The sequence below is a fragment of the Streptomyces yangpuensis genome (genome assembly GCF_024666385.1).
Lineage (GTDB): Bacteria > Actinomycetota > Actinomycetes > Streptomycetales > Streptomycetaceae > Streptomyces > Streptomyces yangpuensis.
In genome coordinates this window covers 6,865,101-6,878,913 of record NZ_CP102514.1, presented here as the reverse complement: position 1 = coordinate 6,878,913, position 13,813 = coordinate 6,865,101, and the positions used below count along the sequence as shown (strand labels likewise).

Below are 13,813 nucleotides of genomic sequence, written 5' to 3'. Positions count from 1 at the left end.
TCAGCCGGCCGACTTGACGAGTTCGTCGATCGCGTACGGCAGGGAGAGCAGGGTGCTCTGGGACATGGCCGCGCCGACGGCCGGGCCCTCACTGTCCAGGAGGTAGGAGACCTTGCCGTTCTTGACCGCGTTGAGGTTGGTGAACAGCTCGAACTTCCTCAGTGCCTCCTGGTCCGCCTTGTCGGCGATGACGAAGATGCGGTCGACGTCGACGAGGTCCATGCGCTCGGGGGAGAGCGTGGTGTAGAACTTGCCGTCGGCGATCTTGTCGATCTCCGTCCGGCCCTGGTAGCCGATGCCCGTCACCAGCCGGCCGCGTACGTCGGTGGTGGTGAAGGGGGCCACGGAGTCCTTGTACCAGGACAGTGCGACGGCGGTCCGGTTCGCGAATTCGGGGTGTGCCTTCTTGGCCGCGTCGAGCTTGTCCTGGATGCCCTTGACCAGTTCGGTGCCCTTGGTCTCCTGGCCCAGGGCCTTGGCGATGTGGACCGCGTTGTCCTGCCACGGGGCGCTGAACGGCTCCTTCTCGGCCTTGGTCCGGCCCACTGTCGGAGCGATCTTGGAGAGCTTGTCGTAGGCGGCCTGGTCGATCTCGGAGTAGACCGCGACGATCAGGTCCGGGCGCAGGGCGGCGATCTTCTCGAAGTTCGGGCCGGCGTCACCGTTGTTCATGACGACCTCGGGGCGGGTGTCGCCCCATTTGTCCTTCGTCCAGGGCCACTGGGTGTTGATGTCGGGGCTTGTGCCGGGCGGGTTGGGGTACTGGTCGACCATGCCCACCGGCTTGATGCCGAGGGCGAGGATCGCCTGGTCGTCGGTGTAGCCGACGGAGACGACCCGCTGGGGGGCCTTGGCGATCTTCGTGGATCCGAACGCGTGCTCCACGGTGACCGGGAAGGTGCCGGCCGCGGCGGCCGGGGCGTCACCGCCCTTCTTCTCGGCCGGGTCCGCCGGGTCGGAACCGCATCCGGCCAGGAGGCCGACCCCGAGCGCCGCGGCGGACACCGCCACCGCGGACCGCGCCCAGGGGTTCGTGACTGACGTTCGATGGAGAAGCATCCGCAATCCCTTGCTTTCGTGCTGTCCATTGCGCCCCCGGCCGAGGGCAGCCACACAGTAGCGCGCCCAAGTGAGGCTAGCCTAGCCTTACTTGAACCGTATCTTTGTCCAACTGATCCGGCCTCACATGGGCGCGGCCGATCGGCACGATGAGCGGCCTGTCCCCCACCGGGTCGTCGATCACCTTGGCACGCAGCCCGAAGGCCTCGTGCAGCAACTCGGCCGTGATCACGTCCCGCGGGTGCCCCTGAGCGAGGATGGCTCCCGCCTTCATCACGATGAGGTTGTCGCTGTAACGGGTGGCCAGATTGAGGTCGTGGAGCACGAGGACCACGGTGCATCCGGACTCGTGGAGGTCGTCCACCAGGTCGAGCACGTCGATGGCGTGCGCCAGGTCCAGGTACGTGGTCGGCTCGTCCAGCAGCAACAGGTCGGTGCCCTGGGCCAGCGTCATGGAGATCCACACGCGCTGGCGCTGGCCTCCCGACAGGGCGTCGACCGGACGGTCCGCCAGGTCGGACACCCCGGTCATGGCCAGCGCGCGTTCCACGACCGCGGCGTCGTCCGACGACCACTGCCGCAGCCAGCTCTGGTGCGGATGCCGGCCCCTGGCCACCAGGTCGGCCACCGTGAGACCCTCCGGGGCCACCGGGGCCTGCGGCAGCAGACCGAGCTTCCTCGCCACGTCCCGGGTCCTGAGTCCGGCGATGTCCTCGCCGTCCAGCACGACGGTCCCCCTGGCCGGTTTGAGCAGCCGCGACAGGGTCCGCAGCAGCGTCGACTTCCCGCAGCCGTTGGAGCCGATGATCGTGGTGATCACCCGGGGCGGGACGACCACGTCCAGGTCGTCGATGACGACCCGGCCCCCGTACCCGACCGTGACCCCTCTGGCGGCCAGCCGTGCGGTGTCCCCGCCCCCGGCCGCGCTCCCGGCGGCGTACTCAACGGCCACGCTTCCCCCTCGGTCCGTGCCTGCCCGAACATGTGTCGATCAACGAAGATTGGCCCGCACCAGGAGGTGGACCAGGAAGGGACCGCCGATCGCGGCGGTGACGACACCGACCGGCAGGGTCATCGGCAGCGCCGTACGGGCGACCAGGTCCGCGCCGATCAGCAGCAGGGCCCCGGTCAGGCCCGAGGCGACCAGCGGCGGCGTCGGACACCTCGCCAGACGCATCGCGACCTGCGGTGCCACCAGCGCGACGAAGGAGACCGGTCCGGCCGCGCTCACCGCGACGCCGGCCAGCAGCACGGCGCACAGCAGCAGGACGGCACGCACCACCGTGAAGCGGACCCCCAGGCCCGCGGCCACGTCGTCGCCGAGGTGCAACGGCTTGAACTGGAAGGCGACGCCCGCGACGACCGCCGCCAGGGCGAGCGTGCACCACAGCGCCACCCGCACGTCGTCCCACGAGCGGTTGTCCAGCGAGCCGATGAGCCAGGCCTGCGCCCGGGCCACGTCCCTGATGTCGGCCGTCACCAGCAGCCAGGTCGTGATCGCCTCCATCACCGCGCTCACGGACAGGCCGATGAGGATGAGCCGGAAGCCGTCGATCCCGCGCCGCCACGCCAGGAGGTACACGAGGAGCCCCGTACCGAGACCACCCGCAAGGGCTGCCCCCGACAGGCCCACGGAGTTGACGACCGCCGTGGCGGTCCCGCCCGACACCGTCACCAGGAACACCGCGACCGCACCGGCGCCCCAGGTGATCCCGAGAATGTCCGGGCTGGCCAGCGGGTTGCGCGCGATGGACTGGGTGATCGCCCCGGACATGCCCAGCGCGATGCCCACGACGCACCCGGCCAGGGCGCGCGGCATGCGCAGGTCCATGATCACGAACTCGTCCACCTGCTCGCCCCGGCCCAGAATCGTGGCGATCACCTGGGGAAGGCCGATTGGGAAGTCCCCGACGCCGATGGACAGGCAGAAGAGGAGGAACACCGCCGCCGCCAGCAGGAGGGTGACGCAGACGAGCCACGGCCGCCAGACGAACGACACCCGGCCGAGCCGCACACCCGGAGCCACCGAAGGCTTCACCTGTGTCCCGGTCATGCGCTCTTGAACTTTCCGCGCCACACCAGCACCGCGAAGAAGGGGGCGCCCAGGAGGGCCACGACGACACCCGCGTCCAGCTCCCCCGGCCGGACCAGCAGCCGCCCGGCGATGTCGCAGAGCAGCAGGACGATGGCGCCGAGGAGGCCCGCGTACGGCACGAGCCACCGGTAGTCCGGCCCGGTCAGGTAGCGGGCCACGTGGGCGACCATGAGCCCGAGGAACGCGATGGAGCCGCACGCCGCCGTCGCGGCCCCCGCCAGCAGGGTGATGGCGATGATGCCGACGGTCCGGTTCAGTGCGATGTTGACCCCCAGGCCCCTGGCCACGTCGTCGCCGAGGTTGAGCAGGTTGACGGCGGGCAGCGTGGTCAGTGCCAGGACCAGCCCGGCCGCGACGAAGGCGGTCACCGGCCAGATGACCCCGAAGCCGACGCCGGCCACCGAGCCCGCGTTCCAGAAGCGCAGTGCGTTCAGCGACGCCTTGTCGGACAGGGCGACCGCCGTGGTCATGGCCGCGAGGAACACGGTGACCCCCTGTCCCGCCAGTGCCAGCGTCAACGGGTTGCCGGCGCCCCGGCCGATGCTCGCCAGCCCGAACACGACGACGCCGGCGACCGCCGCCCCGGCGAAGGCGAACCAGACGTACTGGAACGGGTTCGCGAAGCCGAAGACGGCGATCACCGAGACCACGGCGAACGAGGCCCCCGCGTTGACGCCGAGCAGGCCGGTGTCGGCGATCGGGTTGCGCGTGTAGCCCTGGATCAGCGCCCCGCCGACCCCCAGTGCCACTCCGGCGACGGTGGCGAGCACCGTACGGGGGATCCGGACGGTCTGGACGATGAGCCGGATCTCGGTGAGCCGGGGGTCCGCGCCGCCGGGCCCGGCGGTCAGCCCGTACCAGACCTCGGACGGAGTCAGCCCGCGCGCACCGACACCCAACGACACCACCATCGCGGTCAGGAGGATCAACACGAGGGCGAGCGAACCGACCACCCGCCTTTTCCGCGCCCTCGTCGTGCCCGTGGGCACGGGGCGTTCGAGCGCAAGCGTGCCCATGTCGCCGTACGTCATCCCTTCGTCAGCGGGCGGCGGTGCTGCCGGTGCCCCCGGCGACCGTGCGGACCTCGTCGGCACCGGATGTGAGGCCCCGCCCGAGGAGCGAGTCGAGGATCTCGCCCACCCTGACGGCGGTGTTGGACAGCAGGGACGAGGTGATGCCGTGCGTGTGCTCCGTACCGCCCTGTACGTAGATGCCGCAGCGCAGGGCGGGATCGGTCGCGATGCGGTAGTCGCGCTCGACCCGGACGCGGCCCGCGTCGTCGCGCAGGCAGCGTTCGGCGACGTCGCCGAGGAGGCCGAGGGGGTCGGCGGGGCGGTATCCGGTCGCGAAGACCACGACGTCCGCGTCGAGGCGGGTCTCCTCACCGGTGACGAGGGACTGCACGGTGGCGTGGACGCCCGCCGGGGTCTCCCGGACGTCGGTCAGCCGGGAGACGTTGAGGAAGCGGAGGCGCTCGGTGCCCAGGACCTTCTCCTGGTACATCTGCCGGTAGAGGTCGTCGATCAGGTCGATGTCGACCACGGAGTAGTTGGTGTTGCCGTGGTAGTCCATGAGCCGGCGCTTGACGTCCTCCGGCGCCGCGAAGAACTCGCCCACGGCCTGCGGGTCGAAGATGCGGTTGGCGAAACCGCTGTCGTCGGCGGGGCTGTAGCCGTAACGGGAGAAGACGGCACAGACCTCGGCCCCGGGGAAGCGGCGGTGGAGGTAGGCGACGTTCTCGGCGGCGCTCTGCCCGGCGCCGACCACGATGAACCGGGAGGGCGCGGCGGCGGCGCCGTCCAGGCCGTCGACCTTCGTCAGCAGGTCGCAGTTGTGCCAGACGCGGTCGGTGCGTTCCACACCGTCGGGCATGAAGGGGCGCAGGCCCGTTCCTATGACGACGTTGCGGGCCCGGTGGAGTGCGAGTCCCTCCCCGGACCGGACCGTGATGTCGAGGTGCTCCACCACTCCGCCCCGGGTCGCGGGGGTGATCCCGACGACCTCGTGCCCGTAGGACACCATGGCGTCGACCTTGTCCGCGGCCCACTCGAAGTAGTCGTGGAACTCCACGCGGAGCGGGAAGAGGTTCTTGTGGTTGATGAAGTCGACCAGCCGTCCCTTGCTCTTGAGGTAGCAGAGGAAGCTGAAGTCGCTCGCCGGGTTCCGCAGCGTCACCAGGTCCTTGAGGAAGCTCACCTGCATGGTCGCGTCGTCGATGAGCATGCCGCGGTGCCAGCCGAAGCGGGGCTGCTGTTCGAAGAAGCGGGCGTTGAGCGCTTCCCGCCCGCCGACGCGTAAGTTGTGCTCGCTGACCGCGATGGCCATGGCCACGTTGGACGGCCCGAAGCCGATTCCAATGAGGTCGTGGACCACCGGGGCTTCGCCAGGACGAACCTGTGCCATGTCACTCCCATCCTGCGAGGGCGGCCTTCCCGCCGTGGGGACGGGCGGCCGTCGGTCGGGTGTCGGCCGGCACGCAAGGAGGGCATGCCGACAGAGCCACGACCATGAGACTTAGGTAAGGCTAAGCTGATCCAGAGGGTGCTGTCGAGAGGCAAAACAGGCGGTCACCCTTCCGGGTGATCTTCAACTCCCTTGCAGATAAGGGCCGTTGCAGGCTTAGGCAAGCCTTGCTTTACTCGACATGACCAACCCCCTGCGCTGAGGAGGAACCCCATGCGGGTCGTCATGTTCGGTTACCAGACCTGGGGGCACCGCACCCTGCAAGCCCTCCTGGATTCCGAGCACGACGTGGTTCTGGTCGTGACGCATCCCAAGAGCGAGCACGTCTACGAAAAGATCTGGAGCGACTCCGTCGCCGACCTCGCCGAGGAGCACGGGGTCCCGGTACTGCTCCGCAACCGCCCCGACGACGACGAACTGTTCGCGCGCCTGAAGGAGGCGGACCCGGACATCATCGTGGCCAACAACTGGCGGACCTGGCTGCCCCCGCGCGTCTTCGGCCTCCCGCGCCACGGCACCCTGAACGTGCACGACTCGCTGCTGCCGAAGTACGCCGGCTTCTCGCCCCTGATCTGGGCGCTGATCAACGGCGAGACCGAGGTGGGCGTCACCGCCCACATGATGAACGACGAGCTCGACGCGGGGGACATCGTCCGGCAGGAGGCCGTACCGGTGGGGCCGAAGGACACCGCCACCGACCTCTTCCACCGCACCGTCGACCTCATCGCACCGGTCACCGTCGGCGCGCTGGACCTCATAGCCTCCGGCCGACGGGAGTTCGTCCGCCAGGACCGGTCGCAGGCGAGCTTCTTCCACAAGCGCTCCGTCGAGGACAGCCGCATCGACTGGACCTGGTCCGCCCAGGAGCTGGACCGCCTGGTGCGCGCCCAGTCCGAGCCGTACCCGAGCGCGTTCACCTTCCACCGCGGCAGGCGGATCGAGGTCCTGGCCGCATTCGTGTCGCAGGGCCGGTACGGCGGCACGCCCGGCCGCGTCTTCTACCGCGAGGGCGACGGCGTGGTCATCGTGGCGGGCGCCGACGCCCGCTCCGGCCGCAACCACGGGCTCGCCATCACCCGGGTGCGGACCGAGGACGGCCGCGAGCTGCCCGCGACCGAGTACTTCACTTCCATGGGCGGCTACCTGACAGCCCGCCCCTGACCCTCCCCCGAAGCGCCACGGCCGGGGTGCGCCGGACGGACCGACCGCCCGGGAACCGGCCCGGGATCCACGGGAACCGGACGGGGATCGCATCCGACCACCTCCGCGGAACGGGCGGGGCGGTGGCTCCGTGAGCGAATCCTCGGATCAGGGAATGTCGATGGCCGAAGAACAGCAGTCCGCAGTCCAGGCGCCCGCGATCACGGGGCGGTGGGGCCCTCCTCCGGCGCTGACCGGCTTCGTGGTACTGCTCCTCGCGATGTTCGCCCTCGCGTACGGGGTGGGGGCGGCGGCCGGTCCGGTGGCGCCCGGCATGCGGAGCACCGTCGGCGACGCGGGTTCCGCCGAGCCGGGCGGCCGCGGAGGCATGGGCGGCATGAGCGGCGGCATGGGCGGCATGAGCGGCGGCATGGGCGGCATGACCGGCATGAGCGGCGGCATGAGCGGCGGTGGGCGATGACACCGGAGAGCGGCACGGTCGCCGGGGTGACCACCGACCTCGTCGTCCGGGGCATGACCTGCGCGGCCTGCGTGAACCGGGTGGAGAAGCGGCTGTCCCGCATCGACGGGGTGACGGCCTCGGTCAACCTGGCCACCGGCCGGGCCCGGGTCCACCACCCGGCGGAGGTCACTCCCGGCGAACTGCTGGCGGCGGTCGAACGGGCCGGATACGAGACGGAGCTGGTGCCGCCGCCCGCCTCGCGGACCGCCCGGCCGGCCGCCACCGGCCCCGGTCCGTCCGGTGCCCCCGGCACTCCGACCGGGCCGGACGACCCCCGGGACCCCGAGGACCCCGACGACCCGGCCGGTCCGACCCGTGCGGAGGCACGCCAGGACCGCGAACGCCTGCTGATCACCACACTCCTCTGCCTGCCCGTCCTCGTCCTGTCGATGGTGCCCGCCCTGCAGTTCCGCAACTGGCAGTGGCTGTGCCTCGTCCTGGCCGCCCCCGTGGTCGTCTGGAGCGCCTGGCCGTTCCACGTACGGGCGGCCCGTGGGCTGCGGCACGCTGCGGCCACCATGGACACCCTCGTCTCGATCGGCGTCATGGCGTCCTTCGCCTGGTCCCTGTACGCGCTGTTCCTCGGAGGCGCGGGTGATCCCGGCATGCGGATGCCGTTCAGCCTCCTCCCGCAGGCCGGAACGGAGGTCGCGCACATCTACCTGGAGGCGGCCGTCGCCGTTCCCCTCTTCGTGCTGACCGGCCGCCATCTGGAGGCACGCGCCCGGCGCGGCACGGGTGCGGCCCTGCGCTCCCTCGCCGGCCTGGCCGCCAAGGACGTGACCGTGCGCGAGGACGGCCGGGAACGCCGCCTGCCCATAGCGGAACTCGTGCCGGGGCAGGGTTTCGTGGTCCGGCCCGGGGAGCGGGTCGCCACCGACGGCGTCGTGGTCTCCGGCAATTCGGCCCTGGACCTGTCGCTGATCACCGGGGAGAGCGACCCCGTCGAGGTGGGCCCCGGCCGGGCGGTGGTGGGCGGCGCCGTCAACATGGGCGGGCTGCTGCTCGTACAGGCCACGGCGGTCGGCGCCGACACCCGGCTGGCCCGGATCACGCACCTGGTCACCGAGGCCCAGGCGGGCAAGGCGCGGGCCCAGCGCCTCGCCGACCGGGTGGCGGGCGTATTCGTCCCGGCCGTGCTGTCCCTGGCCGTCACCGTGCTCGGCTTCTGGCTCGGCGCCGGAGCCGACCCCCAGGCGGCCGTGACCGCGGCGGTGGCGATCCTCGTCGTGGCCTGCCCGTGTGCTCTGGGCCTGGCCACGCCCACCGCGCTCATGGCCGCCACCGGCCGCGGTGCCCGCCTCGGGATCCTGGTCAGAGGGCCGCAGGCGCTGGAGGCCCTGCGGCACGTCGACGTGATCGTCCTGGACAAGACGGGCACCCTCACCACCGGTCACATGTCCGTCGTACGGGTCACGGAGACGGCCGGAGGGATCGGCCGGGACGCGGCCGTCCGGCTGGCCGGGGCGGTGGAGCAGGGCTCCGAGCACCCGCTGGGCCGGGCGGTCCTCTCGTACGCGCAGCGCGCCGCCGTGGGCCCGCTGCCGGGGGTCGTCGGCTTCCTGGCCGTGCCCGGCAGCGGCGTGACGGGAATCGTGGAGGGCCGGCGCGTGGAGGTGCGCACTCCGGGCGAGGGTCTGCCCGCCTCGCTGGCGCAGGCGCTGGCCGGGGCGGAGGCCGCCGCGCTCACCCCGGTCCTGGTCCGGGTGGACGGCTTCGACGAGGCGCTCATCGCGCTGGGCGACGTCCTGCGGCCCGGCAGCTACCGGGCGGTGGACCGGCTGCGGCGCCTCGGCGTGGAACCGGTCCTGGCGACCGGCGACCGGGAGGCGCCCGCGCGGGCCGTCGCCCGTGAGCTGGGCATCACGCGGGTCCACGCCCACTGCACGCCGGAGGGCAAGGCGGCGCTGGTACGGGAGCTGCGCGGCGGGGGCCGCCGGGTGGCCGTGATCGGGGACGGGGTCAACGACGCCGCGGCCCTGGCGGAGGCCGATCTCGGGATCGCGATGGGCAGCGGTACGGACGTGGCCATCGGCGCCGCCGACGTGACTCTCGTACGAGGCGACATCGAGGCGGTCGCCGACGCGGTCCGCCTCGCGCGCCGCACCCTGGCGACGATCCGGCTCAACCTGGTCTGGGCGTTCGGCTACAACGCGGTGACCGTCCCGCTGGCGGCCGTGGGGCTGCTGGGCCCCATGCTCGCCGCCGCCGCGATGTCCGCGAGCTCGCTGCTCGTGGTGGCCAACAGTCTGCGCCTGCGCACCTGGCATCCCGCGCCGAAACGCCTCACCGCCCCCGTCCGGAAGGCTGCCCGTCGATGAGTGGCCTCCTGCGGAAGATGGACAGGGCGGTGCGCAGGACCGTGCACCGGGCGGTGTACCGGGCCGTGACGGCGGCGGAAGGCCGCATGCCCGGCCGTCGGAGCCTGCGCGACGGACTGCCCGGCGTGCTGCTCCCCGTGCTGGTTCCCGTGATGGCCTGTCTGACGATGCTGGTGGGGCTGACGGCCTGGACGAAGGCGGGGGCAGCGGGCAGCCCCGCGCGGATCGACGTCGGCGTGGGCCGGGTCCTGGTCCCGCAGGCGGGGAAGGAGCACACGGCTGCCTTCTTCCGGATCGCCAACACCGGTGACTCCGACGACCAGTTGGTGTCGGTCACCTCACCGGCCGCCGACGGGATCGTGCTGAACCGCCACGAGCGCGGCGGGGAGGCGGGCGACGCGGTGCGGGCGCGGGCGGTCCCGTCGGCGAACATCCCGGCGGGCGACTTCCTCGTGATGACACCGGCCACCCTGGACCTGACGATCCGGGTGAAGGCCCGCCACCGGGTGGGTGATGTCATCCCGTTCGTCCTGCACTTCCGGCGCAGCGGAGCGGTGGACGCCGTGGCGTTCGTGGTGCGGCCGGCCGGCTGAGGCCGTCGCGCGCGGGCCGTCAGGACAGAGCGGCGGGGCGGGCTTAGCGTGGCAGGTGGGAAGTCGGCCACCGCCGGCGAACGGCAGATGTCACGGCAGGAGGGCCGGCCATGGGTACGGTGCACGGGGACGCGGAAGCCTACGAGGTGGTCTTCGCCGCGGCGGACGGCGTCGGGGAGGACGTGGTCCGGATGACCCGCACCAGCGCGGCAGGACCCGGCGGGCATCCCGTGTACGAGGACGCCACCGGTATCGTCCGGGCCGAGATCAGCAGCGGCGGCGAGGTACGGGTGCTGGCGACGAGCGGGGGCCAGCAGCCGGCCCGCGTCCTGCGGGCCCGGGCCGTGCCCTGACGCGGGGCCGTGACGCGGGACGCGGAGCCCTCGGGGGAGCCCTCGCGCGGGTCCGCACCGTCCCGCCTGCCGCGCCTGCCCCGCCTGCCCCGCCTGCCCCGCCGGGGGGCGACGTCACTGCGCGGCAAATCCCTCGCGCGGCACGCGGACGTGGATCGTTTTGCCTCCCGCCGCGTGGTGGCGGATGGCCACGTCGGTTCCCAGCCGGTTGACCAGGTGCCATCCCCAGCCGCCCTCGCCGCGCCGGTCGGGGCGTCTGGGTTCCGGCTCCTCGTCGCTGGTGTCGGTGACCTCGATGTCGATGCCCTCCGAGGCGAGGCGGACCTCCAGCAGGCAGCCGCCGCCCGTATGGCGGACGGCGTTGGTGACGAGCTCACTGATCAGCAGGAGCGCCGTGTCCAGGGCAAGGGGCGGGAGGTACTCACCGTCGCTCTCGGCCGCCATGACGAGGTGCCCGCGGGCCGCGCGCCGGGCCTGTGCCGCGGCGCTCCGGCCTTGCAGGTCGAGGTGCAGTCTCAGTTGGAGAGGCATGAACCCGCTCTCCCGAGTCATAGAGAAAGGTCGCATTCCAGGACATATCCGGAGTTGCGCTTCCGGTGTACGCCTGCCCGGTCCGTTCCCGCTTCACTCGTCCGGCCCTCCACGCGTCCCGCAGGTTGCCCGTTCCCGCCCCCACGGCCACGGACCGCGCACATCCCCGTACACCGGGTCACTCCCGACACCGGTCAGCGACATCTCCCCGGCCGGCCCTCCCCGGCCGGCCCGGACCCGGTGGCGCCGGCGGCCGGCTGCGACGGCGGTGCGGGGGCGTCCGGTGCCAGCGGGGAGGACGGCCGGCTTCTCCGCCGCCGTCGCACCCGGCGCAGTTCGCCGGGTCGTTCCCCGACCTGACCTCGCCCTTGCGGCGGAGCCCGCGCCCCGGGCCTTTCGGAAGGCGCCGATGCGGCGGTGCGCTCGTGGGCAAATCGCCGGGCGCGGACGGGCAACCGGGCCGGTCGGCCCGGACCTACGGTGACCGGGCAGCAGGCCGCGGGAACACCGCGGCGGCTGCTTCCGCTTCTTCTTCCGCCCTTCCCGAGAGGACATCCCTCGTGTTCGACGTCTCCCAGGTCCATGCCGCCCCGAGCGCGGATCTGCTCACGCCCGGCAACTCGGTCATGCTCTTCATCGACCACCAGCCCCAGATGTTCTTCGGCACGGGGAGCGGGGACCGGGCCGCGATCATCAACAGCACGGTGGGCCTCGCGAAGGCGGCCCGCGCGTTCGACGTGCCGGCCGTCCTGACCACCGTCGCCGCCGAATCCTTCTCCGGGCCGCTGCTCCCGCAGCTGGCAGCCGTGTTCCCGGGGCAGCGGGCCGTGGACCGCACCAGCATGAACGCCTGGGAGGACGAGGCACTGGTCGAGGCGGTCCGGGCCACCGGCCGCAGGAAGATCATCCTCTCCGGTCTGTGGACCGAGGTCTGCCTGGTGCTGCCCGCGCTCTCCGCGCTCGCCCAGGGATACGAGGTGTACGTGGTCACCGACGCCTCGGGCGGTGTGACCCCGGCCGCCCACGAGCACGCCATCCAGCGGATGACCGCCGCGGGCGCGGTCCCCGTCACCTGGCTGCAGGTTCTCCTCGAACTCCAGCGCGACTGGGCCCGTACGGAGTCCTACGGCGCCGTCATGGAGGTCGTCAAGGAGCACGCGGGCGCCTACGGCCTGGGTGTCGTCTACGCGCAGGCGGTCATCGGCGCGCACGCGGCCGGATGACGTCCCTGGACACCGGCCTGCTCCTGCTGCGGCTGCTGGCCGGCCTGCTGATCGCCGGCCACGGCGTCCAGAAGGTCAGCTCGCACCTCGGCGGCCGCGGACTCGCCGGCGGTGCGCGGGAGTTCCGCGCCGACGGGTTCCGCGGCGGGACCCTCACCGCCCTCGCGGCGGGCGGCGGCCAGATCGGGTCCGGAGCGCTGCTCGCCGCCGGCCTGCTGACCCCGCTCGCCGCGACAGGTGCCATCGGGGTCATGACCGTGGCCGTCACCGTGAAATGGCACAACGGCCTCTGGGTGCAGAACGACGGCTACGAGTACCCGCTCGTCCTGATCGGCACCGCCGCCGCCCTGGCCGCCACCGGCCCCGGGGCCTGGTCCCTCGACCGGGCGCTCGGACTGACGCCGTACCCGCTGTGGTGGACCGCCCTCGTGCTCGCCGCCGGAGTCGGCAGCGGGCTGCTCACCCGGCTCGTCCTGCACCGCGCCCCCACACCCGCATCCGCGCCCGCCCCTGCCGCCGCACCGCGCGCGTCCGCGCCGTAGGGGCCTCCCGCCCCGCAACACCCCACATCCCGTACCCCCCTCCCGAACAGGAGCACACCCATGCCCTACGTCAAGGTCGCGGAAGGCAACTCCGCCCCCGTCCGCCTCTACTACGAGGACCACGGCGCCGGCCGCCCCGTCGTGCTGATCCACGGCTGGCCGCTCGACGGTGCCTCCTGGGAGAAGCAGACCGCCGCGCTCCTCGCCGCCGGCCACCGGGTCATCACCTACGACCGGCGCGGCTTCGGGCGCTCCGACCAGCCCGCCGACGGCTACGACTACGACACCTTCGCCGCCGACCTGAACGAGGTCCTGACCGCCCTCGACCTGCGCGACGCCGTACTCGTCGGCTTCTCGATGGGCACCGGCGAGGTCACCCGGTACCTGGGCACCCACGGCTCCGGGCGGATCGCCAAGGCCGTCATGATCGGCGTCGTCCCGCCCTTCCTGCTCAAGACCGACGACAACCCGGCGGGCGTCGACGGCGAGGTCTTCAAGGGCATCGAGGAAGCCGTCCGCGCCGACCGGTTCGCCTTCATGACCGACTTCCTCGCCGACTTCTACAACGTCGACGTCCTGGGCGGCGAGCGGATCAGCGAAGAGGCCGTCCGGGCCAGCTGGAACGTGGCCGTCGGCGCCTCCGCCAAGGGCACCCTCGACTGTGTACAGGCCTGGCTGACCGACTTCCGCGAGGACCTCCCCCGCATCGACGTCCCCACGCTGATCATCCACGGCGACGCCGACCGCACCCTGCCGATCGACTCCACCGCGATCCCGCTGGCGCGCAGCATCGCCGGAGCCCGGCTGGTGACCGTCCCCGGCGGCCCGCACGGCCTGCTGTGGACCCACGCCGACGAGGTCAACTCGGCCCTGCTCGCCTTCCTCGGCTGAGCGGATCCCCCTCCGGCGCGCCGGTGGCCGTCTCCCGACCGGGAGCGGCCGCCGGCGTGACCCTTGGGCGCCCTGTCCG

14 protein-coding genes are annotated in these 13,813 nt (G+C 72.4%); 8 read left to right on the top strand and 6 right to left on the bottom strand.

Going from position 1 to position 13,813, the window contains the following annotated elements; all coding sequences use genetic code 11:
* The 5 genes from NRK68_RS31165 to NRK68_RS31145 all read right to left on the bottom strand — a co-directional run bounded on the left by NRK68_RS31165 (window position 1) and on the right by NRK68_RS31145 (window position 5,557).
* The gene (locus NRK68_RS31165) at window positions 1–1,059 is read right to left on the bottom strand and encodes an iron-siderophore ABC transporter substrate-binding protein (protein ID WP_257857415.1); all 1,059 of its coding nucleotides are present in this window, start codon (window positions 1,057–1,059) and stop codon (window positions 1–3) included.
* Window positions 1,060–1,135: 76 nt separating this feature from the next.
* Complete coding sequence (locus NRK68_RS31160) at window positions 1,136–2,011, bottom strand: ABC transporter ATP-binding protein (protein WP_257857414.1); 876 nt, start codon at window positions 2,009–2,011, stop codon at window positions 1,136–1,138.
* A 39-nt stretch (window positions 2,012–2,050) separates the two neighbouring features.
* The gene (locus tag NRK68_RS31155; protein WP_257857413.1) at window positions 2,051–3,112 is read right to left on the bottom strand and encodes a FecCD family ABC transporter permease; all 1,062 of its coding nucleotides are present in this window, start codon (window positions 3,110–3,112) and stop codon (window positions 2,051–2,053) included.
* A complete protein-coding gene (locus tag NRK68_RS31150) occupies window positions 3,109–4,170 on the bottom strand; it encodes a FecCD family ABC transporter permease (protein ID WP_257857412.1) in 1,062 nt (353 codons plus the stop codon). Before NRK68_RS31150 ends, NRK68_RS31155 begins: the two co-directional genes overlap by 4 nt.
* Window positions 4,171–4,192: 22 nt before the next feature.
* Window positions 4,193–5,557, bottom strand: coding sequence for a lysine N(6)-hydroxylase/L-ornithine N(5)-oxygenase family protein (locus NRK68_RS31145; protein WP_183064505.1), 1,365 nt, complete (start codon window positions 5,555–5,557; stop codon window positions 4,193–4,195).
* A 273-nt stretch (window positions 5,558–5,830) separates the two neighbouring features.
* Here NRK68_RS31145 and NRK68_RS31140 point away from each other — a divergent pair, with 273 nt between their 5' ends.
* From NRK68_RS31140 to NRK68_RS31120, 5 genes are all read left to right on the top strand, one after another.
* On the top strand, window positions 5,831–6,778 hold the full coding sequence (locus NRK68_RS31140) for a methionyl-tRNA formyltransferase (protein WP_257857411.1): 948 nt from the start codon (window positions 5,831–5,833) through the stop codon (window positions 6,776–6,778).
* 160 nt (window positions 6,779–6,938) lie between these two features.
* Complete coding sequence (locus NRK68_RS31135) at window positions 6,939–7,238, top strand: hypothetical protein (protein ID WP_257857410.1); 300 nt, start codon at window positions 6,939–6,941, stop codon at window positions 7,236–7,238.
* The gene (locus NRK68_RS31130) at window positions 7,235–9,601 is read left to right on the top strand and encodes a heavy metal translocating P-type ATPase (RefSeq protein WP_257857409.1); all 2,367 of its coding nucleotides are present in this window, start codon (window positions 7,235–7,237) and stop codon (window positions 9,599–9,601) included. Before NRK68_RS31135 ends, NRK68_RS31130 begins: the two co-directional genes overlap by 4 nt.
* Complete coding sequence (locus NRK68_RS31125) at window positions 9,598–10,194, top strand: copper chaperone PCu(A)C (protein ID WP_257857408.1); 597 nt, start codon at window positions 9,598–9,600, stop codon at window positions 10,192–10,194. The genes NRK68_RS31130 and NRK68_RS31125 overlap by 4 nt, the downstream gene beginning before the upstream one ends.
* Window positions 10,195–10,304: 110 nt before the next feature.
* The gene (locus NRK68_RS31120) at window positions 10,305–10,547 is read left to right on the top strand and encodes a DUF6296 family protein (RefSeq protein ID WP_183064501.1); all 243 of its coding nucleotides are present in this window, start codon (window positions 10,305–10,307) and stop codon (window positions 10,545–10,547) included.
* 114 nt (window positions 10,548–10,661) lie between these two features.
* Here NRK68_RS31120 and NRK68_RS31115 read toward each other — a convergent pair whose 3' ends face one another.
* Entirely contained in the window at window positions 10,662–11,078 is a 417-nt protein-coding gene (locus NRK68_RS31115) for an ATP-binding protein (RefSeq protein ID WP_183064500.1), read from the bottom strand.
* A 560-nt stretch (window positions 11,079–11,638) separates the two neighbouring features.
* Between NRK68_RS31115 and NRK68_RS31110 the strand changes: the two genes are divergently transcribed.
* Genes NRK68_RS31110 through NRK68_RS31100 form a run of 3 tightly spaced genes read left to right on the top strand, consistent with a single transcriptional unit; the run spans window position 11,639 to window position 13,734 of the window.
* A complete protein-coding gene (locus tag NRK68_RS31110; RefSeq protein WP_183064499.1) occupies window positions 11,639–12,301 on the top strand; it encodes a hydrolase in 663 nt (220 codons plus the stop codon).
* Window positions 12,302–12,306: 5 nt separating this feature from the next.
* Window positions 12,307–12,843: a DoxX family protein gene (locus NRK68_RS31105; RefSeq protein ID WP_183064898.1), complete on the top strand. Its 537-nt coding sequence runs from the start codon at window positions 12,307–12,309 to the stop codon at window positions 12,841–12,843.
* Between the two features lie 60 nt (window positions 12,844–12,903).
* Window positions 12,904–13,734, top strand: a complete 831-nt coding sequence (locus NRK68_RS31100) for an alpha/beta fold hydrolase (protein ID WP_183064498.1) — start codon at window positions 12,904–12,906, stop codon at window positions 13,732–13,734.
* Window positions 13,735–13,813 lie beyond the last annotated feature (79 nt).